Annotated in this window: 17 protein-coding genes; 14 read left to right on the top strand and 3 right to left on the bottom strand. The window is 70.6% G+C overall.

All coding sequences use genetic code 11. The features are described 5' to 3' along the window. The first annotated feature begins 19 nt into the window (after nt 1-19). Together OHB01_RS35015 and OHB01_RS35010 are read left to right on the top strand one after the other, a co-directional pair. Complete coding sequence (locus OHB01_RS35015) at nt 20-526, top strand: adenine phosphoribosyltransferase (protein ID WP_142648939.1); 507 nt, start codon at nt 20-22, stop codon at nt 524-526. 288 nt (nt 527-814) lie between these two features. Beyond that, nucleotides 815-2,995 carry a RelA/SpoT family protein gene (locus tag OHB01_RS35010; protein WP_142648980.1) on the top strand — a complete coding sequence of 727 codons (2,181 nt, stop codon included), beginning with the start codon at nt 815-817 and terminating at the stop codon, nt 2,993-2,995. A gap of 227 nt (nt 2,996-3,222) precedes the next feature. On the opposite strand, the gene OHB01_RS35005 is transcribed toward OHB01_RS35010, so the two are convergent. Together OHB01_RS35005 and OHB01_RS35000 are read right to left on the bottom strand one after the other, a co-directional pair. Next, on the bottom strand, nt 3,223-4,452 hold the full coding sequence (locus tag OHB01_RS35005; protein WP_142648940.1) for a DUF349 domain-containing protein: 1,230 nt from the start codon (nt 4,450-4,452) through the stop codon (nt 3,223-3,225). Nucleotides 4,453-4,511: 59 nt separating this feature from the next. Next, entirely contained in the window at nt 4,512-5,360 is an 849-nt protein-coding gene (locus tag OHB01_RS35000; protein WP_142648941.1) for a peptidylprolyl isomerase, read from the bottom strand. 269 nt (nt 5,361-5,629) lie between these two features. On the opposite strand from OHB01_RS35000, the gene OHB01_RS34995 reads away from it, so the two are divergent. From OHB01_RS34995 to aspS, 3 genes are read left to right on the top strand one after another with little or no spacing between them, the layout of a single operon-like run. Beyond that, entirely contained in the window at nt 5,630-6,313 is a 684-nt protein-coding gene (locus tag OHB01_RS34995) for an MBL fold metallo-hydrolase (RefSeq protein WP_147944782.1), read from the top strand. Beyond that, on the top strand, nt 6,313-7,569 hold the full coding sequence (gene hisS / locus OHB01_RS34990) for a histidine--tRNA ligase (RefSeq protein WP_142648942.1): 1,257 nt from the start codon (nt 6,313-6,315) through the stop codon (nt 7,567-7,569). Before OHB01_RS34995 ends, hisS begins: the two co-directional genes overlap by 1 nt. After that, nucleotides 7,566-9,317, top strand: coding sequence for an aspartate--tRNA ligase (aspS, locus tag OHB01_RS34985; protein ID WP_142648943.1), 1,752 nt, complete (start codon nt 7,566-7,568; stop codon nt 9,315-9,317). Before hisS ends, aspS begins: the two co-directional genes overlap by 4 nt. 71 nt (nt 9,318-9,388) lie before the next feature. On the opposite strand, the gene OHB01_RS34980 is transcribed toward aspS, so the two are convergent. Beyond that, nucleotides 9,389-10,306, bottom strand: a complete 918-nt coding sequence (locus OHB01_RS34980) for a peptidylprolyl isomerase (RefSeq protein WP_142648944.1) — start codon at nt 10,304-10,306, stop codon at nt 9,389-9,391. A 219-nt stretch (nt 10,307-10,525) separates the two neighbouring features. On the opposite strand from OHB01_RS34980, the gene OHB01_RS34975 reads away from it, so the two are divergent. From OHB01_RS34975 to OHB01_RS34935, 9 genes are all read left to right on the top strand, one after another. Then, nucleotides 10,526-10,993, top strand: a complete 468-nt coding sequence (locus OHB01_RS34975; RefSeq protein WP_142648945.1) for a DUF2231 domain-containing protein — start codon at nt 10,526-10,528, stop codon at nt 10,991-10,993. A gap of 16 nt (nt 10,994-11,009) precedes the next feature. After that, nucleotides 11,010-12,329 (top strand): replication-associated recombination protein A, encoded by a 1,320-nt coding sequence (locus OHB01_RS34970; protein ID WP_147944777.1) that lies wholly within the window; start codon nt 11,010-11,012, stop codon nt 12,327-12,329. Between the two features lie 126 nt (nt 12,330-12,455). Beyond that, entirely contained in the window at nt 12,456-12,935 is a 480-nt protein-coding gene (locus OHB01_RS34965) for a DUF948 domain-containing protein (protein ID WP_328854557.1), read from the top strand. After that, nucleotides 12,935-13,204 (top strand): hypothetical protein, encoded by a 270-nt coding sequence (locus OHB01_RS34960; RefSeq protein ID WP_142648948.1) that lies wholly within the window; start codon nt 12,935-12,937, stop codon nt 13,202-13,204. The genes OHB01_RS34965 and OHB01_RS34960 overlap by 1 nt, the downstream gene beginning before the upstream one ends. 1 nt (nt 13,205) lies before the next feature. Further along, nucleotides 13,206-15,878 carry an alanine--tRNA ligase gene (gene alaS, locus OHB01_RS34955; protein ID WP_142648949.1) on the top strand — a complete coding sequence of 891 codons (2,673 nt, stop codon included), beginning with the start codon at nt 13,206-13,208 and terminating at the stop codon, nt 15,876-15,878. Nucleotides 15,879-15,885: 7 nt separating this feature from the next. Next, nucleotides 15,886-16,389 carry a Holliday junction resolvase RuvX gene (gene ruvX, locus OHB01_RS34950; RefSeq protein ID WP_142620615.1) on the top strand — a complete coding sequence of 168 codons (504 nt, stop codon included), beginning with the start codon at nt 15,886-15,888 and terminating at the stop codon, nt 16,387-16,389. Then, complete coding sequence (mltG, locus tag OHB01_RS34945; RefSeq protein WP_168066096.1) at nt 16,386-17,420, top strand: endolytic transglycosylase MltG; 1,035 nt, start codon at nt 16,386-16,388, stop codon at nt 17,418-17,420. Before ruvX ends, mltG (OHB01_RS34945) begins: the two co-directional genes overlap by 4 nt. Before the next feature lie 198 nt (nt 17,421-17,618). Further along, a complete protein-coding gene (gene mltG / locus OHB01_RS34940; protein WP_147944776.1) occupies nt 17,619-18,773 on the top strand; it encodes an endolytic transglycosylase MltG in 1,155 nt (384 codons plus the stop codon). Then, on the top strand, nt 18,770-19,633 hold the full coding sequence (locus OHB01_RS34935) for a shikimate dehydrogenase (RefSeq protein WP_147944775.1): 864 nt from the start codon (nt 18,770-18,772) through the stop codon (nt 19,631-19,633). Before mltG (OHB01_RS34940) ends, OHB01_RS34935 begins: the two co-directional genes overlap by 4 nt. Nucleotides 19,634-19,898: the final 265 nt, after the last annotated feature.

Genomic DNA, 19,898 nt, shown 5'->3' with positions numbered 1-19,898 from the left:
CCCGTTAGGCTTGGGCGTCGTGACTGACTGGACGGCTCTCATCAGGGATGTCCCGGACTACCCCAGGCCCGGCATCCTCTTCAAGGACATCACGCCGCTGCTGGCGGACCACGCGGCCTTCACGCAGGTCGTGGACGAGCTCGGCGAAGGCCTGACCTTCGACAAGGTGGTCGGCATCGAGGCGCGGGGCTTCATCCTGGCCGCGCCGGTGGCCTACCGCAGTGGCGCGGGATTCGTCCCAGTACGTAAAAAGGGTAAATTGCCCGCCGATACGTACGAGGAGTCCTACGATCTGGAGTACGGCTCCGCGACGATCGAGGTGCACGCCGACGCCTTCGACCCCGGCGACCGGGTCCTGATCGTGGACGACGTGCTCGCCACGGGCGGCACGGCCAGGGCGGCCGTGGAGCTGGTCAGAAGGACGGGCGCGGAGGTCGTGGCCGCGTCCTTCCTGATGGAGCTGTCCTTCCTCTCGGGCCGCGACCGGCTCCCGGGCCTGGAGGTCCGCACGCTGCTCACCGTCTGAGCCGTACGGGCCGTACGGGCCGGTCAGGGGGCACTCGGCCGAGAGTGCTGTGGCAGCACGGATACACTGTGGAATCTGGACTCGACGTGAGGAGTCTGTGTGCCCCGTGAAGTGGTCGTGCCCGACAGCGCGCGGGTCGATCGCGGAGTGATCTCCCGCGACGCCCCCGAGCCCGTCGCAGACGTGCCCCCCGACGCGGCACGCGACCCCGCGGCGGTCCCGGAGGACAAGCCGGCGTCGCCGGCCACGCGACGGAGGCTCGCCCGTTTCGGGGGGCAGTGGGGTGCTATGAATCCGGTGTTGGAACCGCTCTTCAAGACGGTCCGTGCCACCCATCCCAAAGCAGACCTGCGGCTGATCGAGCGGGCGTACGACGTCGCCGCCTATCACCACCGCGATCAGAAGCGCAAGAGCGGCGACCCGTACATCACCCACCCGCTCGCGGTCGCGACGATCCTGGCGGAGCTGGGCACGGACGACGAGACGCTGTGCGCGGCCCTGCTGCACGACACCGTGGAGGACACCGCCTACAGCCTCGACGAGTTACGAGCCGACTTCGGCGACAACATCGCGTTGCTCGTCGACGGGGTGACCAAGCTCGACAAGGTGAAGTTCGGCGACGCGGCGCAGGCCGAGACCGTGCGCAAGATGGTCGTCGCGATGTCGCGCGACATCCGCGTGCTGGTCATCAAGCTGGCCGACCGGCTGCACAACATGCGCACCATGCGCTACATGCCCGAGCACAAGCGGCAGCAGAAGTCCCGGGAGACGCTGGAGATCTTCGCGCCGCTGGCCCACCGGCTCGGCATGAACACCATCAAGTGGGAGCTGGAGGACCTCGCGTTCGCCATGCTCTACCCGAAGCGATACGACGAGATCGCCCGGATGGTGTCGGAGCGCGCGCCGCGCCGCGACCTGTTCCTGCACGAGGTCATCGAGAAGGTCTCCGCCGACCTGCGCGAGGCGAAGATCAAGGCGACCGTGCGGGGCCGTCCCAAGCACTACTACTCGATCTACCAGAAGATGATCGCCAAGGGCGTGGCCTTCGACGACATCTACGACCTGGTGGGCATCCGCGTACTGGTCGACACGGTCCGCGACTGCTATGCGGCGCTCGGAACGATCCACGCCCAGTGGAAGCCGGTGCCGGGGCGGTTCAAGGACTACATCGCCATGCCCAAGTTCAACATGTACCAGTCGCTGCACACGACGGTCATGGGGCCCGAGGGCAAGGCCATCGAGCTCCAGATCCGCACGCGGGCCATGCACAACCGGGCCGAGTACGGCGTGGCCGCGCACTGGAAGTACAAGGAGGAGATGACCGGCGCCGGGGCCGGCAAGGTCAAGCAGGTCAACGACATGGCCTGGCTGCGCCAGCTGCTCGACTGGCAGAAGGAGACCTCCGACCCGGGGGAGTTCCTCGAGTCGCTGCGCTTCGACCTGTCGGTCTCCGAGGTGTTCGTCTTCACCCCGCGCGGTCAGGTGATCGCGCTGCCCGAGGGCGCAACCCCGGTCGACTTCGCGTACGCCGTGCACACCGAGGTCGGCCACCGATGTATCGGCGCGCGGGTCAACGGCAGGCTGGTGCCGCTGGAGTCCCGCCTCGGCAACGGCGACACCGTCGAGATCTTCACGTCGAAGTCGCCGGACGCGGGGCCGTCGCGAGACTGGCTGAAGTTCGTCAAGAGCGGCCGGGCCCGCAACAAGATCCGTCAGTGGTTCACCAAGGAGCGCCGCGAGACCGCCATCGAGGCGGGCAAGGAGGCGATCGGACGGGCCATGCGCAAGCAGGGCCTGCCGCTGCAGCGGCTGATGTCCGGCGAGGCGCTGCTGGCCCTGGCCAGGGATCTGCGCTACGCCGACGTGTCCGCCCTGTACGCGGCCGTCGGCGAGGGGCACGTCACCGCACAGTCGGTCGTGGACAAGCTCGTACAGGCCCTGGGAGGCGTCGAGGGGGCCGAGGAGGACATCGCCGAGGCCCAGGTCCCGACGCGGCTCAAGGGCCGTCTGAGGGCCAACTCGAACGCCGGGGTGATGGTCGCGGGAGACCCGGACGTGTGGGTCCGCCTGTCGCGCTGCTGCACCCCGGTGCCGGGGGACGAGATCGTCGGGTTCGTCACGCGGGGGCACGGTGTTTCCGTGCACCGCACCAACTGCCCCAACGTGGAGCAGCTCAGCGCCCACCCCGACCGGCTGGTGGAGGTCGCCTGGTCGCCCGGGGACGACTCGGTCTTCCTCGTCGCCATCCAGGTGGAGGCGCTCGACCGGCCCCGCCTGCTGTCGGACGTCACGCGGACCCTGTCCGACCAGCACGTGAACATCCTGTCGGCGTCGGTCACGACCAGCCGCGACCGGGTGGCGATCAGCAAGTTCACCTTCGAGATGGGCGACCCCAAGCACCTCGGCCACGTGCTCAAGGCGGTGCGCAGCGTCGCCGGCGTCTACGACGTCTACCGCGTGACCAGCTGACGGCCCGCCAGGCCACCCGGAATCGGCGACCGGCCGGCCGCCCCTGCCCGGGCGGCCGCCGCACGCGCCCTCAGGGAGCTCTCAGGAAGCCGCCCTCAGGGAGGGGCCTCAGGGAGGGGCCTCATACGGCGCCCCTCGTTCGGCGGCGGACATGCGAATCCCGGCGTGAGGGTCACGCCGGGATTCGTTCGAATCGGTTCAGCGGCCGAAGCCGGTCAGGAGCCGGGTCAGGAGAACTCGGCGAGCGTCCGCTCGGCCTCCTGGAGCCAGGAGCGGCGGGCGGCCAGGGCCTCCTCCGCCTCCTTGACGTCCTTGTCCCGGCCGGCCGCCTGGGCCTTGGCCAGCCGCGTCTCCAGCTGGTCGATCGACCTGCGGAGCTGGTTGACCGTGTCCTGGGCGCGGGCCCTGGCCTCGGGGTTGGAGCGCTTCCACTCGTTCTCCTCGGCCCTGCGGACCGCGTCGTCGACCTTGCGCAGCCCGCCCTCCAGGCGGTCGCGCTGGTCGCGCGGCACCGGCCCCGCGGCCTCCCAGCGCTCCAGGATGCTCCGCAGCGCCGTGCGCGCGGCCCGGGCGTCGGTGACCGGCAGCAGCTTCTCGGCCTCGGCCAGCAGGCCCTCCTTGACCTCCGCGTTGGCCGCGAAGGAGGCGTCCCGCTCCGCGAACACCGCCGAGCGGGCCTGGAAGAACTGGTCCTGGGCGGCCTTGAAGCGCGCCCACAGCTCGTCCTCGACCTCACGGGAGGCGCGCCCGGCGGCCTTCCACTCGCGCATCAGCTCGCGGTAGGCCGCCGCGGTGGCGTTCCAGTCGGTCGAGTCCGCCAGCGCCTCCGCCTCGGTGACGATGCGCTCCTTGGTGCCGCGCACCGCGTCGCGCTGCTGGTCGAGCGAGGAGAAGTACGCCTTGCGCCGTTTGGCGAAGGCCGTACGCGCCGTGGACAGCCGCTTCCACAGCGTCGCCTCGGTGGCCCGGTCGACCCGCTCGGCGGCCTTCCACTCCTCGACGAGCTGCCGCAGCCGCTCGCCGCCTGACTTCCAGTGCGTCGTCTCCTCGGCGATGCGCTCGGCCTCGGCGACGATGCGCTCCTTCACCTCGCGGGCGTGCGCCCGGGCCTGGTCACGTGCCGCCCGCAGCTCCTCGCGGCGCTTGCCGACCAGCTCGGTGAGCGCCGTCAGCCGGTCCTGCAGGGAGCCGAGATCGCCGACCGCGTGCGCCTCGGCCACCGACTCCCGCAGCTTGGCGATGCTCGCCTCGGCCTGGGCCGGCGCGAGGTCGGTGCCGCGCACCCGCTGCTCCAGGAGCTGCACCTGGCCCGCCAGCTCGTCGAACTTCCGGCGGTAGTAGGCCAGCGCCTCCTCCGGCTCACCGGCCTGCCAGGACCCGACGGCCCGTTCTCCCTCAGCCGTACGCACGTAGACGGTGCCGTCCTCGTCTACCCGGCCCCACGGGTCGGTGCTCACCGTGTCCTCCCGCACTTGAATCAGCCTCCAGGGCTCGATGTGCCCTTGGTTGTATTACGTCAGCTCTTGCTGGTGATTGTCACGTCTTTGATGACCACGGGCTGCTTCGGGGCACCAGTGCCGTCCCCGCCCGGACTGGCGATGACGCCCTTCTTGGCGACCTTGTCCACGATTTCGAGTCCTTTGGTCACCGTACCGAAAGGCGTGTAGTCGGGGCTCAGCCCGGTGTCCCCGTACACGATGAAGAACTGGCTTCCGTTGGTGTTCGGGCCGCTGTTCGCCATCGCGAGCACGCCCCGGGTGTACTTCGCGCCCGCCAGGTTCTCGTTGGCGAAGCGGTAGCCGGGGCCGCCCTGGCCGTCGGTCGGGTTCTTGCCGTCCGCCTTGGCCAGCGGGTCGCCGCACTGCAGGATCGGGAAGTCCGTGCCCATCCGGTGGCACTTCGTGTCGTCGAAGTAGTCCTTGGACGCCAGGAACTTGAACGAGTTGACCGTGCAGGGCGCCTTCTCGCTGTCCAGCTTCGCGACGATGTCGCCGAGGTTGGTCTTGATGGTCATGGTCGCCGGGGCGGTGCTCACCTGCTCCGGCGGCATGCCGACGTTCTTGACCTGTCCGCTGCCCTCGTCGGGGACATAGCCGCAGGTGCCCTTGGCCGGGTCGTACGGCTTGGGGTCGTTCGCGAGGGGCTGGCTGCTCGCCGACGCCGACGCGGCCGCCGTGGCGTCGCCGTCGTCGCTGCCGAGCAGGGTCGTCGCCGCGACCACACCGCCGATCACCACCACCACGGCCGCGGTGGTGCCTATGATCGCGGCGCGCCGCGACTTCTGCTCGCGTTCCGCCCGGGCCCGCAGCTGCCGTTCGTAGTGTTCCCGGGCCAGCTGCTTCTGCCGGTCCTTGCCGGTGACCACTTCGACCTCCCGACTCGTCCTGTTTCCCATGGTCGTACGCCCGGACGCGGTCTCGCCGGAGCGTGCCCGCCACACCCGGGAGGTGCTCCGGGAACGGCGGCCCGTTCTATAGCATCCGGCTCGACTGCTCCAAGAATGACTATTGAGGTGGGCGAATCGTATCGGCTGACGGGTATTGGTTCGCAGCCTGCCGACCCGCACCGGTACCCTTCGGTTACATTCGCTCGCGCAATCCTTGATTGATCCGTACAGACGCAGAGGCCGCTTCCGTGCTCGTCGCCGGGTTTCCCGCAGGGTCGTTCCAGACCAACTGTTACATCGTCGCTCCCGCAGCAGGCGAGGAGTGCGTGGTCGTCGACCCAGGTCAGGACGCCGTGGAGGGCCTCGACGCGCTGCTGCGCGAGCACCGGCTGAAGCCGGTCGCGGTGCTGCTCACCCACGGTCACATCGATCACGTGTGGTCTGTGGCCCCGGTGTGCGGCGCCCGCGACGTGCCCGCGTGGATCCATCCCGAGGATCGCGATCTGCTGTCGGACCCGGGAAAGGCGTTCCCGCCGCAGGCGGGCCAGCTCTTCGGCGGCCTGAAACTTTCCGAGCCCGACGACGTGCGGGAGCTGGCCGACGGGGCCGTGCTGTCGCTGGCCGGGCTGGAGCTCACGGTCGAGCACAGGCCGGGCCATACCAGGGGGTCGGTGACGTTCCGGACGCCCGTCGAGGACACCCAGGTCCTGTTCGCGGGCGACCTGCTGTTCGCCGGCTCCATCGGCCGTACCGACCTGCCCGGCGGCGACCACGCCGCCATGCTGCGCAGCCTCGCCAAGACGCTGACGCTGCCGGACGAGACCACGGTCCTGCCCGGCCACGGACCTCAGACGACCATCGGCCGCGAGCGCGCGACCAACCCCTTCCTCAGGGACGTCGCGCCGCACGCAGGCCCGACCAGGGGATTGTGATGACCTTTCAGGCGCCCAAGGGCACCTTCGACTGGATGCCCCCGCGTTCGGAGTGGGCTCTCGCCGTACGGGACGCCCTGGCCGCACCGGCACGCCGCGCCGGCTACGGCTACATCGAGACGCCGGCCTTCGAGGACACGGCGCTGTTCTCGCGCGGCGTCGGCGAGTCGACCGACATCGTGACCAAGGAGATGTACACGTTCACGAGCCGGGGCGGCCAGTCGCTGACGCTGCGCCCCGAGGGCACCGCGAGCGTGATGCGGGCCGTGCTCGAACACGGCCTGTACGGCGGGCCGCTGCCGATCAAGCTCTGGTATTCGGGCAGCTACTTCCGCTACGAGCGGGCCCAGGCGGGGCGCTACCGCCACTTCTCGCAGGTGGGGGCGGAGGCCCTGGGGGCCGAGGACCCCGCGCTCGACGCCGAGCTGATCGTGCTGGCGATGGACGGCTACGCCTCGCTGGGCCTGCGCGGCGTGCGGCTGCTGCTGAACTCGCTCGGCTGCAAGGAGTGCCGACCGGCCTACCGCGCCGCGCTGCAGGACTTCCTGCGCGGCCTGGACCTCGACGAGGCCACCCGCCACCGGATCGAGATCAACCCGCTGCGGGTGCTCGACGACAAGCGTCCCGAGGTGCGCGCGCAGCTGGAGAACGCGCCGCTGGTCACCGATCACCTGTGCGGGGCCTGCAAGGCCTACCACGAGGAGGTCAGGGGCCTGCTGACGGCGGCCGGCGTGACGTACGAGGACGACCCCCGGCTCGTGCGCGGCCTGGACTACTACACGCGCACGACCTTCGAGTTCCTGCACGACGGCCTGGGCGCCCAGTCGGCGGTCGGCGGGGGAGGACGCTACGACGGGCTGAGCGAGCAGATCGGCGGCCCGGCGCTGCCCAGCGTGGGCTGGGCCCTCGGGGTGGACCGCACGGTGCTCGCGATGGAGGCCGAGGGCCTGCTGGCCGAGCGGCCCCGCGGCGTCGAGGTGTTCGCCGTGCCGCTCGGCGAGGAGGCCAGGAGGCGCGTGTTCCCGCTCGTGAGCGAGCTGCGCAGGGCCGGCCTCGCCGTCGACATGGCCTTCGGCGGCCGTGGCGTCAAGGGCGCGATGAAGGCCGCCGACCGCAGCGGCGCGCGGTACGCGCTCATCCTCGGCGACCGAGATATCGAGGCGGGCGCCGTGCAAGTGAAGGACCTGACCACAGCCGACCAGACCGCGGTTCCGTTCGCGGAGGTCGTCCAGTTCTTGAAGGGGAAACTCTCGTGATCCGCACCCACGAGGCAGGCACGCTCCGCAAGGAGCACGCGGGCCAGAAGGTGACGCTGGCCGGATGGGTGGCGCGCAGGCGCGACCACGGCGGCGTGGTCTTCATCGACCTGCGCGACGCCTCCGGCTCGGCCCAGGTGGTCTTCCGCGAGGAGGACCACGCCCACGACCTGCGCGCGGAATACTGCGTCAAGGTCACCGGCGAGGTACGCCTGCGTCCGGCCGGCAACGAGAACCCCGATCTGCCCACGGGCGAGATCGAGGTCGTCGCCTCCGAGGTGGAGGTGCTGAGCGAGTCGGCGCCGCTGCCGTTCCCGATCGAGGGCAGCTCGGGCGTGTCGGAGGAGGCGCGGCTGAAGTACCGCTACCTCGACATCCGCCGCCAGAAGATCGCCGACGCGCTGCGGATCCGCTCCCAGGCGACCTACCTCGCCAACGAGGTCATGCGCGAGCGCGGGTTCGTCTACGTCGAGACCCCGCACCTGACCCGCTCGACGCCCGAGGGCGCCCGCGACTTCCTGGTGCCCGTGCGGCTCCAGCCGGGCAACTGGTACGCCCTGCCGCAGTCGCCGCAGCTGTTCAAGCAGCTCCTCATGGTCTCCGGCCTGGAGCGCTACTACCAGCTCGCCCGCTGCTTCCGCGACGAGGACCTGCGGGCCGACCGGCAGCCCGAGTTCACCCAGATCGACATCGAGATGTCGTTCGTCGACCAGGACGACGTCATCGAGCTGGGCGAGGCGCTCATCGGGCGGATCTGGAAGGAGACGATCGGCTACGAGCTGCCGACGCCGCTGCCCCGGATGACGTACGCCGAGGCGATGGCGCGGTATGGCTCGGACAAGCCGGACCTGCGTTTCGGCGTCGAGCTGACCGACCTCACGGACTACTTCTCCGGCACCTCGTTCCGCGTCTTCCAGGCGCCGTACGTGGGCGCGGTCGTGATGCCCGGCGGCGCCTCGCAGACCCGCAGGGAGCTCGACGCCTGGCAGGAGTGGGCCAAGTCGCGCGGCGCGCGCGGCCTGGCGTACGTGCTGGTGCAGGAGGACGGCACGCTCGGCGGCCCGGTGGCCAAGAACCTCTCGGAGACCGAGCTGGGCGGCCTCGCCGAGGCGACCGGCGCCAAGCCCGGCGACGCGATCTTCTTCGCGGCCGGCGCGCCCGCGGCCTCGCGCGACCTGCTCGGCGCGGCCCGCCTGGAGATCGGCCGCCGCTGCGACCTGATCGACGAGTCGCAGTGGTCGTTCCTGTGGATCGTCGACGCCCCGATGTTCGAGGAGGACGGCGAGGGCGGCTGGACCCCGGTCCACCACCCGTTCACCTCCCCGAAGCCGGAGTGGGCCGACAACTTCCAGGACAACCCGGGCGAGGCCCTGGCGTACGCCTACGACATGGTCTGCAACGGCATGGAGATCGGCGGCGGCTCGATCCGTATCCACCGGGCCGAGATGCAGCAGCGCGTGTTCGACGTGCTCGGCATCTCCAAGGAGGAGGCGGAGAGCAAGTTCGGCTGGCTGCTGGAGGCGTTCAAGTACGGCCCGCCGCCGCACGGAGGCATCGCCTACGGCTGGGACCGCGTCTGCATGCTGCTGGCGGGCGGCGAGTCGATCCGGGACGTCATCGCGTTCCCGAAGACGGCGTCCGGCTACGACCCACTGAGCGGCGCGCCCACCCCGATCAGCCCGGAGCAGCGCAAGGAGGCCGGCGTGGACGCCACGCCGAAGGCCGACAAGCCCGAGCCCGCGCAGTAGGCGGCAGGCGGCAGAACGCGAGACGGCCCCCGCGACATCGGTCGCGGGGGCCGTCTCGTGTCCGGGGCCGGTCAGACGACGGCCACGTCCTTGATCACGACCTTCAGCTTGGGGGCGTTGGAGCCCTCGCCCCGCACGTCGGCCGTGGGGTCGCCGTTGAACGGGATGATGCCGCCCTTGGCGATCTTGTCGATGATGTCCATGCCCTGGGTCACGACGCCGATCATCGTGAAGGCCGCGCCCATGGCGTTGAGCTGGGTGTTCTCGTCCGTGAAGGAGATGAAGAACTGGCTGCCGTTGGAGTTGGCGTCCTCCGTGCCCTGTGCCAGCCCGACCGTGCCGCGGGAGAGCGGCATCCCGTCGAGGTTCTCGTCGTTGAACAGGTATCCGGGGCCGCCCGCGCCGTCGTTCTTGCTCTTGCCGTCGCCCTTGGCCAGCGGGTCGCCGCACTGCAGCATGCCGAGGCCGACGGTCTCCACCGTCGCGAGGCGGTGGCAGACGGTGTTGTCGAAGAAGTTCTTCTTGGCCAGGAACGCGAAGGAGTTCACCGCGCACGGCGCGTCCCTGGTGGCCAGGGTGATGACGATCCGGCCCCGGTTCGTGGTGATGATCATCTTCTTCGCCGCGATGACCGACCTGCTCAGCTTGCTGGGCGGGAAGCCCACGAACTTCGCCGGGGCGCCCGTGTCGTCCTTGCGATACTCGCAGGTGACCTGGCGCAGGCTGGTGGGCCGGGTCGTCGGCGTGGGCGGCGTCAGCTCGGTGTGCTGCACCGTGGGGCCATCGGCGTCGGAGGCCGAGGGCGAGGCCGACGGGGTGGCCTCGGCTGTGCTGGCCGACCCGTCACTGCAGGCCACAAGGCCGCCCGCCAGCGCGAGGAGCCCCAGCCCGGCGCCGAGGGTGCTCCGCAGGCGGCGACGGGGGGTGGTCGCGCGCCCGGCCGTGCTCACGCGCGAAGCCGGTTGCTTCTGCCGATCAGTGTCGGTCACCGCTATGCCTTCCCTTTCCCCTTTTGTTACGACTGAGGCGCCACTCTATCCGTGATCCCGTTGGCTTCGTGTAAAACGGACGTCCCGGGGGTATCACATCGGTTTGCGCTCATCTTGCTCTCAGATCTGCCTGGGAACCTCCTGGCGAGCGAATCCGTACAAACCGGGGGACGGTTCGCGATCCGCGCCCCGGTCGCCGTCTCAGGAGGCGTTGCAACGATGTTCGACCAGGTCTTCGGACTCCCGGCCCACGCCCTCATCGTCCACGCGGCGGTGATCTTCGTGCCGCTGCTCGTGGCGCTGTCGATCGCGTACGCCGTGCTGCCCCGCGTGCGGCACAAGCTCGACTGGGCCCTGGTGGCGACCGCCGTGGTGGCCCTGGGCGCGGCGTTCGCGGCCAAGGAGAGCGGGGAGGCGCTGGAGCAGCGGCTGTTCCAGGGCCGCCCGTCCCCGGCGATCGACGTCCACAGCGGGTTCGCGGACGTCCTGGTGCCGGTGACCGCGGTGCTGACCGTCCTGTCCCTGCTGATGGTGTGGCTCACCCGGGCCCGCCGCGCCCCCGAGGGCGGCGGCGCGCGGGCCGTCACCCTGGTCGTGTCGGCCGCCTCCGTGATCCTCGCCGTGGTCGTCGGCTACTACGTCCTGCGGACCGGGCACACGGGTGCGACGGCCGTGTGGGGCGGCTGACGGTAGTGTCGGCGATGTGGAGAGCCTGTTCGATTCGGCCGCCGAGGAGGCGCATCGGGGCCAGGAGCCGCTGGCCGTGCGGATGCGGCCGCGCTCGCTGGAGGAGGTGATCGGCCAGCGGCACCTGCTGGGGCCCGGCACGCCGCTGCGCCGGCTGGTGGAGAGCGACGCGCCGATGTCGCTGTTCCTGTGGGGCCCCCCGGGCACCGGCAAGACCACGCTGGCCTACGTCGTGGCGGGTGCGACCAAGCGGAGGTTCGTGGAGATCTCGGCCGTCTCCGCCGGGGTCAAGGACGTGCGCGCCGCCATCGACCAGGCCCGCCGCGAGCTCGGCATGACCGGCAGGCAGACCGTGCTGTTCGTGGACGAGGTCCACCGGTTCAACAAGGCGCAGCAGGACGCGCTGCTGCCGGCGGTGGAGAACCGCTGGGTCACGTTCATCGGCGCGACCACCGAGAACCCGTTCTTCTCCGTCATCTCGCCGCTGCTGTCCCGCTCGCTGCTGCTCACCCTCGAACCGCTGGCCGAAGACGACGTCCGCGGCGTCCTGGAGCGGGCGGTGACCGACCCGCGCGGCCTCGGTGGGCGCGTCACCCTGCACCCCGACGCCCTCGACCAGCTCGTACGGCTGGCCGGCGGCGACGCCCGGCGCTCGCTGACCTACCTGGAGGCCGCCGCGATGCTGGCCGACGGGGTCGCCGCCGAGGTCACGGTGGAGGTCGTGGAGAAGGCCGTCGACAAGGCGGCCGTGCGCTACGACCGCCAGGGCGACCAGCACTACGACGTGGTCAGCGCGTTCATCAAGAGCATGCGGGGCTCGGACGCCGACGCGGCGTTGCACTATCTCGCCCGGATGGTGGAGGCGGGGGAGGACCCGCGGTTCATCGCCCGCCGGATCGTGATCTTCGCCAGCGAGGACGTGGGGATGGCCGACCCGACGTGCCTGCAGGTCGCGGTGGCCGCCGCCCAGGCCGTGGAGTTCATCGGCCTGCCTGAAGGGAGGATCAACCTTGCCCAGGCCGTCATCCACTGCGCGCTGGCGCCCAAGTCGAACGCGGTGGTCAAGGCGATCGGCGCGGCCTCCGACGACGTGCGGCGCGGGATGGTGGGCCGCATCCCCGACCACCTGCGCGATGCCCACTATCCGGGCGCGAAGAAGCTCGGCCACGGCAGGGGTTACCAATACCCGCACGACTTCGAGCACGGCCTCGTCCGCCAGGACTACGCGCCCGAGGAGCTGCGGGAGCGCCGCTACTACGAGCCGACCACGCACGGCGCGGAGGCGCGGTTCGCCGAACGCTGGGCGAAGATCAGGAGCTTCCTGCGCGGCGGCTGAGCCCCCGGCACGCGGCCCCGCGTGCGTGATGCGAAGCGGCCCTGGGTGTGTGGTGCGGAACGGCGGGCAGGTCGTTCGCGGTAAGGTCTTGCCATTCCAGCTCCGTTGATCTAGGGAGATCGGCACATGCTTACCGCGGGAGAGCTGGCGGGCCTCGTGGTCGCCATTTTCTGGGTGATCCTGGTCTGCTTCCTGGTCGTCGTGCTGGTCAGGCTGGCCAGACTGCTGACCGAGACCCGCAAGTCGGTGGCCGAGCTGAGCGACCGCATCGCCCCGCTCCTCGACGACATGAGCCAGACCGTCTCCGAGGCCAACCGGCGGCTGGCCGCCGCCGAGGAGATCACGGACAACATGCGTGACGTCAGCGGCAACATGGTCAAGATCACCGGCGTGGCGTCCACGCTGCTCGCCGGCCCGGTGCTCAAGATCTCCGCTTTCCGGGACGGCTTCCGCGTGGCGCTGGCCCGGCATGCCTCCCGCAGGGCTCCGGCCCGGCGGGTCGCCCGCGGCGGTCCCCGCACCGGCCCCCGGACGGCGGAGAGGATCAACGAGCGGCACGCCGCCGAGCGAGCCGTGGAGCGCCGGGCCATCGGGAGGGGACGCTGATGATCCGGCGGCTCTTCTACATGTCCCTGGGCGCGTTCCTCACGGTCTGGACCATGCGTAAGCTTCAGTCGTTGCGGCCTGACCACGTGGCCAGGCGCACCGCCGACCGCGCGGTGACCCTCGCGGATCAGCTCAGGGACTTCGCCGGCGAGGTGCGCCGGGAGTCGGCGAGCAGGGAAACCGAGTTGCGCGCCGAGTTCGGGCTCGACACGGTTGATGGCATAACCACAGGCAAAAACAAAATCTACGACGTAAAGGACGGCCGCTGAAATGGAGTCGGCAGAGATCGCGCGCCGCTTCCTGCGCTTCTTCGAGGAGCGCGGGCACACAGTCGTGCCCTCGGCCAGCCTGGTCGCCGAGGACCCGACACTGCTTCTCGTGAACGCGGGAATGGTCCCGTTCAAGCCCTACTTCCTGGCGCAGCAGACGCCGCCGTACCGGCGGGCGACCAGCGCCCAGAAGGTCATGCGCACCCTCGACATCGACGAGGTCGGCAAGACCACCCGCCACGCCAGCTTCTTCCAGATGCTCGGCAACTTCTCCTTCGGCGACTACTTCAAGGAGCAGGCGATCCCGTTCGCCTGGGAGCTGCTGACGCGGCCCGAGTCCGAGGGCGGCTTCGGCTTCCCCGAGGAGCGCCTGTGGGCGACCGTCTACCTGGACGACGACGAGGCCCAGGACATCTGGCACCGCAAGGTGGGCCTGCCGCTCGACCGCATCCAGCGCCGCGACCTCGCCGACAACTACTGGCACATGGGCGTCCCCGGGCCCGGCGGCCCGTGCTCGGAGATCTACTACGACCGCGGCCCCGAGTACGGCCGCGAGGGCGGGCCGATCGCCGACGAGAACCGCTACCTGGAGGTGTGGAACCTCGTCTTCATGCAGTTCCAGCTCAGCCAGGTCCGCAGCAAGATCGACTTCGACGTCGCGGGCGAGCTGCCGGCGAAGAACATCGACACCGGCATGGGCCTGGAGCGCATGGCGGCCATCCTCCAGGGCGTCGACAACATCTACGAGATCGACACGACGTACAAGATCCTCGACACGGCGGCCGAGCTGACCCGGTCGCGCTACGGGCGCGACAAGCGCGCCGACGTGTCGTTGCGGGTGATCGCCGACCACATGCGGGCGGGCGTCATGCTCGTCGGCGACGGCGTGCTGCCCTCCAACGAGGGCCGCGGCTACGTGCTGCGCCGCATGCTGCGCCGCGCGATCCGCAACCTCCGCCTGCTCGGCGCGGGCGAGGAGCGGCACATGCACGCGCTCACCGCCGTCACCATCGACGTGATGGGCGAGCAGTACCCGGAGCTCAAGGCCGACGCCGCCAACATCCACACGGTCATCGACGCCGAGGAGGCGTCGTTCCTCGGCACGCTCCGCACCGGTACGGCGATCTTCGACGTCGCGGTGGAGGAGACCAAGCGCAAGGGCGCCTCGACGCTCAGCGGCGACCAGGCGTTCCAGCTCCACGACACCTACGGCTTCCCGATCGACCTCACCCTGGAGATGGCGGCCGAGCAGGGCCTTCAGGTGGACGAGGAGGGTTTCCGCCGGCTCATGAAGGAGCAGCGGGACCGCGCCAAGGCCGACGCCGCGGCGAAGAAGACCGGCAACGCCGACATCTCGGTGTTCACCGGCATTCTGGAGAAGTCCGGGAAGGTCGACTTCCTCGGCTATGACCACACCACCGCCGAGGCGAACGTCATCGGCCTGCTCGTCGACGGCGCGTCGGTCCCGGCGGCGGGCGCGGGGACCACGCTGGAGGTCGTGCTCGACCGCACCCCGTTCTACGCGGAGGGCGGTGGCCAGCTCTCCGACCAGGGCCTGATCCGCACCAGCGGCGCGGAGATCGAGATCGTCGACGTCCAGTCGCCGGTGGCGGGTCTCATCGTGCACCGCGGCAAGGTGCGTACGGGCGAGGTGCGGGTCGGCGACCAGGCGCAGGCGGACATCGACCTGGAGCGGCGGCGTGCGATCTCCCGCAGCCACACCGCGACCCACCTGGTCCACCGGGGCTTCCGCAACGCCCTCGGCGAGTCGGCGGCCCAGGCGGGCTCGGAGAACTCCCCGGGCCGCTTCCGCTTCGACTTCACCGCGGCAGGGGCGGTCTCCCCGTCGATGCTGCGCGACGTCGAAGACGAGGTGAACGCCGTCCTGATCAACGACCTCAAGGTCAACGCGTTCTACACCAGCCAGGCGCAGGCCCGCGCGATGGGCGCGCTCGCGCTGTTCGGCGAGAAGTACGGCGACGAGGTCCGCGTGGTCGAGGTCGGCGACTACTCCCGCGAGCTGTGCGGCGGCACGCACGTCGCCAGCTCCGGTCAGCTCGGCCTCGTGAAGGTGCTGGGCGAGTCGTCCATCGGCGCGGGCGTGCGCCGCGTGGAGGCGCTCGTCGGCCTCGACGCGTTCCGGTTCCTGGCCCGCGAGAGCGTGCTGGTCGCCCAGCTCAGCGAGCAGCTCAAGACCCGCCGCGAGGAGCTGCCCGAGCGGATCGAGGGCATCGTCACCCGGCTGCGCACGGCAGAGAAGGAGCTGGAGAAGCTGCGCTCGGCCCAGGTGCTCGCGGTCGCCGGCGAGCTCGCCGCGCAGGCCCGCGACGTGCACGGCGTCTCGGTGGTGACGCACCGCGCGCCTGATGGCACCACCCCCGACGACCTGCGTAAACTCGCCCTCGATGTGCGCGGCAGGTTCCCTGGCGACCGCGCGGCGGTCGTCGTCGTCTCCGGCGTCCCCTCCGACCGGCCGGTCGTCGTCGCCGCGGTCAACGAGGCGGGACGCGAGCGCGGCCTGAAGGCGGGCCGGCTCGTCGGCGTCGCCGCCAAGGCACTCGGGGGTGGCGGTGGCGGCAAGGACGACGTGGCCCAGGGCGGCGGCACGCGGCCCGAGGCGATCGATGACGCGCTTCGCGCGGTCGAGGAGGCCATCTCCTCCGCGGTGGCGTGAGCGGCCGATGAGGCACGGCGTCAGGATCGGGGTCGACGTCGGCTCCGTCCGCATCGGCGTGGCCCGCAGCGACCCGTCGGGTCTGCTGGCCACGCCGGTGGAGACCGTCCGGCGCGGCCGGGGCGACCTCGCGAGGATCGCCGAGATCACGGCCGAGCACGAGGCGATCGAGATCGTGGTCGGGCTGCCCACGTCGCTGTCGGGCAGGGAGAGCCACGCCGCCGGGGCGGCGCGCGAGTTCGCCGCGCGGCTGGCCCCGCGGGTGGCTCCGGTCCCGATCCGGCTGGTGGACGAGCGGCTCACCACCGTCAGCGCCCAGCAGGGCCTGCGTTCCAGTGGCGTGAAGGCCCGCAACCAGCGTGACGTGATCGACCAGGCGGCGGCCGTCGTGCTGCTGCAGGCCGCGCTCGACGGCGAGCGGGCCACCGGCAATCCCCCCGGCAGACCTCTCGAACCACCGCGGCCCGGCGCCGGGCCCGGTGAGGAAGCGAGCGGCGGGACCGCACGGTGAAGCGGACCGTGGCCGCCGTGGCCGGGGGGCTCGCCCTGGTCGCGGCGGCGGTGACGTATGGCGTGCACCAGGTGGTCGGGCAGTCCGACGAGGCCCCCGACTTCTCCGGCGAGGGCACGGGGACGGTCACGATCGAGATCAGGCCGGGGGCGAGCGCCGCCGAGATCGGCAGGACGCTGGAGCGCGCCGGTGTGGTGGCCAGCGCCCAGTCGTTCGTCGAGCAGGTCGTCATGCGCTCCAAGGAGACCGGTCTGCATCCGGGCCGTTACACGATGCGACGGCGCATGGCCGCCGCCAGCGCTCTCGACCTGCTGCTCGCGCCCGCGAGCAGGGTCGTGCGCACGGTCACCGTGCCCGAGGGGCTGCGTACGAGCGAGGTGCTGCGCATCCTCGCGGAGCGCACCGGCATCCCGCTGAAGGACTTCACGGCCGCCGTCGCCGAGCCCCGGAGCCTGCGCCTGCCCGCGTACGCCGAGGGGGAGGCCGAGGGCTTCCTGTTCCCCGCGACGTACGAGATCGAGCCGGACATGACCGCCGCCGACCTGCTCAGGAAGATGGTGGCCCGGTTCCGCGTCGCCGCCGAGAAGGTGCGGCTCAAGGAGCTGGCGCCGCGGGTGAAGCTCAGGCCCAGGCAGGTGGTGACGGTCGCCAGCATCGTGCAGGCCGAGGGCGGCGTCCCGGCCGACTACCCCAAGATCGCCAGAGTGGTGTACAACCGTCTCGCGCGCGGCGCGAAGCTGGAGATGGACAGCACCATCAACTACGCGCTCGACCGCCACACCCTCAAGGTCAGCATCGAGGACACGCGGGTCGACTCGCCTTACAACACCTACGCGCGTCCCGGGCTGCCGCCCGGGCCCATCGGCAACCCGGGGGAGAGCGCGCTCACGGCCGCCCTCCATCCCGCCGAGGGCGCGTGGTACTGGTTCGTGACCACAGATCCTCGTCATAAAATCACCAAATTCACAGACAAAGAGGCGGAGTTCCGGAAATATCGGGAGGAGCTGAACAGGTATCTCGGGACGAACTGATCGCTTCCCGGGGCATCCGCGCGGCTCCGCCTCGCGGGTTCCCTAGCGCGCTCGGTGCGTCCGCACGGCCCCGCCACCCCCGGGCGGGGCTCCATATATCGGGAACGCCCCCCGCGGAACCCCCTGTCCCGAACCCCCTCGGTTTGGCACACTCGCTTGACGGGAGGCCTCTCGTACCGAGAGATTGGCCAGCGCACTATGAATGATCTGGACATGGACTTCCTGCTCGGCGCCGAGGACGACGACGGTCCTCCCCGGCGCCGGCCCCCTGGCAGCCGGACCCAGCAGCGGCGCAGCCGCAAACGCCGCAAGAAACAGCGGCGCAAGGGCAGGGTCGCCACGCTTTTCGCCCTTGTGATCATCGTCGGGGTCCTCGGCGGCCTCGGCTATTTCGGATTCACCTGGGCACGCAGCGTGATGATCCCCAAGGACTTCACCGGGGAGGGACGCGGCGAGGTCGTCGTCGAGATCGAGGAGGGCGCCAGCGCCACCGACGTCGCCCAGATGCTGGAGAACGAGGGCGTGGTGGCGAGCGCGCGGGCGTTCATCAACGCCATCGGCGCGGCCGGGAAGAGCTCCTCGCTCCAGCCGGGCCAGTATGAGATGCGCAAGGGCATGTCCGCAGAGTCGGCCCTGGCCCTGCTCGACCCCAAGAACCGGGTGCTCAACCGGCTGACCATCCGCGAGGGACTGCGGCTCAGCAAGATCTACGAGGAGCTGTCGACGGCCACGGGCAAGCCGGTCTCGGAGTTCAAGAAGGCCGCCCGCTCCGACATCGGACTGCCCAAGTACGCCAAGGGCAACCTGGAGGGCTTCGCGTTCCCCGCGACGTACGAGATCAACAGCAAGCTCACCCCGCAGCAGATCCTCACCAAGATGGTCGACCGGTTCAACCAGACCGCGGACCGGGTCGACCTGGAGGGCCAGGCGAAGCAGCTCGGCTTCACCCCCAAGCAGATCATCACCATCGCCAGCATCGTGCAGGCGGAGTCCGGCAGCGCCGAGGACATGCCGAAGGTCGCCCGGGTCATCTACAACCGGCTGACCTCCAACCCGCAGATGAAGCTCGGCATGGACAGCACGGTCATGTACGGCCTGAACAAGTACGGCATCGCGGCCACGCACGCCGAGACGGAGAGCAACTCGCGCTACAACACCTACAAGTACTACGGCCTGCCGCCGGGCCCGATCAGCAACCCGGGCGACCACGCGATCGAGGCCGCGCTGCACCCGGCGGACGGCAACTGGCTCTACTTCGTGACGGTCGACCCCAAGCGGGGCATCACCAAGTTCACCGACAAGGAGTCGGAGTTCTGGAAGCTCCGCGACGAGTTCAACAGGAACAACAAATGACCGATACCGGTCAGGGGGCCGGCCAGGAGGTTGGTCGCCGGGCCGCCGTGCTGGGCTCCCCGATCGCGCACTCGCTGTCCCCGGTCCTGCACCGGGCGGCGTACGCGGCGATGGGCCTGCACGACTGGCGTTATGCCGCGATCGAATGCCCCGAAGACGGCCTGGCGGGCCTTATCGGTGGGTTCGGCCCGGAGTGGGCCGGTCTGTCGCTCACGATGCCGCTCAAGCGCGTCGTGCTGCCGCTGCTCGACACGGTCTCCGACCTCGCGCTGGCGGTCGGCGGCGCCAACACCGTGGTGTTCCGCGACGGTGCGCGGCACGGCGAGAACACCGACGTCCACGGCATCGTCCAGGCGCTCGCGGAGGCGGGCGTGTCCGCGCCGGCCTCCGCGGTCGTCCTCGGCGGCGGCGCCACCGCGGCCTCGGCCATCGCCGCCCTGCGGGAGACGGGCCTGGCGGAGGTCACACTGGTCGTGCGTGATCCGGGCCGCGCGGAGGAGACCCTGCGGGTCGCCGAGCGCCTCGGCACCACCGTGACCGTGCGCTCCTTCGACGACCTCGATCCCGAGGCCGACCTGGTGATCTCCACGCTGCCGTCCGGCGCGGCCGACGCGCTCGCCGAGCGGGTCGCGGCCCGCCTGCCCGAGAAGGCGGCGCTGTTCGACGTCGTCTACGCGCCCTGGCCGACGCCGCTGGCGACGGCGGTGGAGGCGCGGGGGCGCGCCGTGATCGGCGGCCTGCCGATGCTGCTGCATCAGGCCGTACGGCAGGTCGAGCTGATGACCGGCCGTACGGACGTGCCGGTGGAGGCCATGCGCGCCGCCGGCGAGGCCGAGCTCGCCCGCCGCGCGGCCTCCTGAGCGGCGTCCTGCTGAGCCTGGGGCACCCCACGGGGGCCCCAGGAATACGTCGGAGAAGCTTCGGGTTTGTGGTAGCGTAGGAACTCGATCGGTCCGGCATGAGCTGGACGCGCAAGCGGAGGTCCTCCTCCCACCTGCTCCGCCGAAAGGCGGACGGGTCAAGGATCACACCGGAGTTTTCGGCAGGAGAGCTCAGTGACCCCGCATGCGTGACGTGCGGGGTTTTGTTTTTTACCCCGCACGGTCGAGACAAGCGGAAGTCTTT

The organism is Microbispora hainanensis (assembly GCF_036186745.1).
Lineage (GTDB): Bacteria > Actinomycetota > Actinomycetes > Streptosporangiales > Streptosporangiaceae > Microbispora.
The sequence above is the reverse complement of the archived record's forward strand: the minus strand, read 5'-3'. Positions and strand labels throughout refer to the sequence as shown.

Coding starts and splice junctions, on each gene's coding strand:
- OHB01_RS34965 (WP_328854557.1), top strand. CDS start 12,456: ATGCTTACCGCGGGAGAGCTGGCGGGCCTCGTGGTCGCCATTTTCTGG.
- OHB01_RS34975 (WP_142648945.1), top strand. CDS start 10,526: ATGTTCGACCAGGTCTTCGGACTCCCGGCCCACGCCCTCATCGTCCAC.
- OHB01_RS34935 (WP_147944775.1), top strand. CDS start 18,770: ATGACCGATACCGGTCAGGGGGCCGGCCAGGAGGTTGGTCGCCGGGCC.
- ruvX (WP_142620615.1), top strand. CDS start 15,886: ATGAGGCACGGCGTCAGGATCGGGGTCGACGTCGGCTCCGTCCGCATC.
- mltG (WP_147944776.1), top strand. CDS start 17,619: ATGAATGATCTGGACATGGACTTCCTGCTCGGCGCCGAGGACGACGAC.
- hisS (WP_142648942.1), top strand. CDS start 6,313: ATGACCTTTCAGGCGCCCAAGGGCACCTTCGACTGGATGCCCCCGCGT.
- alaS (WP_142648949.1), top strand. CDS start 13,206: ATGGAGTCGGCAGAGATCGCGCGCCGCTTCCTGCGCTTCTTCGAGGAG.
- OHB01_RS35010 (WP_142648980.1), top strand. CDS start 815: ATGAATCCGGTGTTGGAACCGCTCTTCAAGACGGTCCGTGCCACCCAT.
- OHB01_RS34960 (WP_142648948.1), top strand. CDS start 12,935: ATGATCCGGCGGCTCTTCTACATGTCCCTGGGCGCGTTCCTCACGGTC.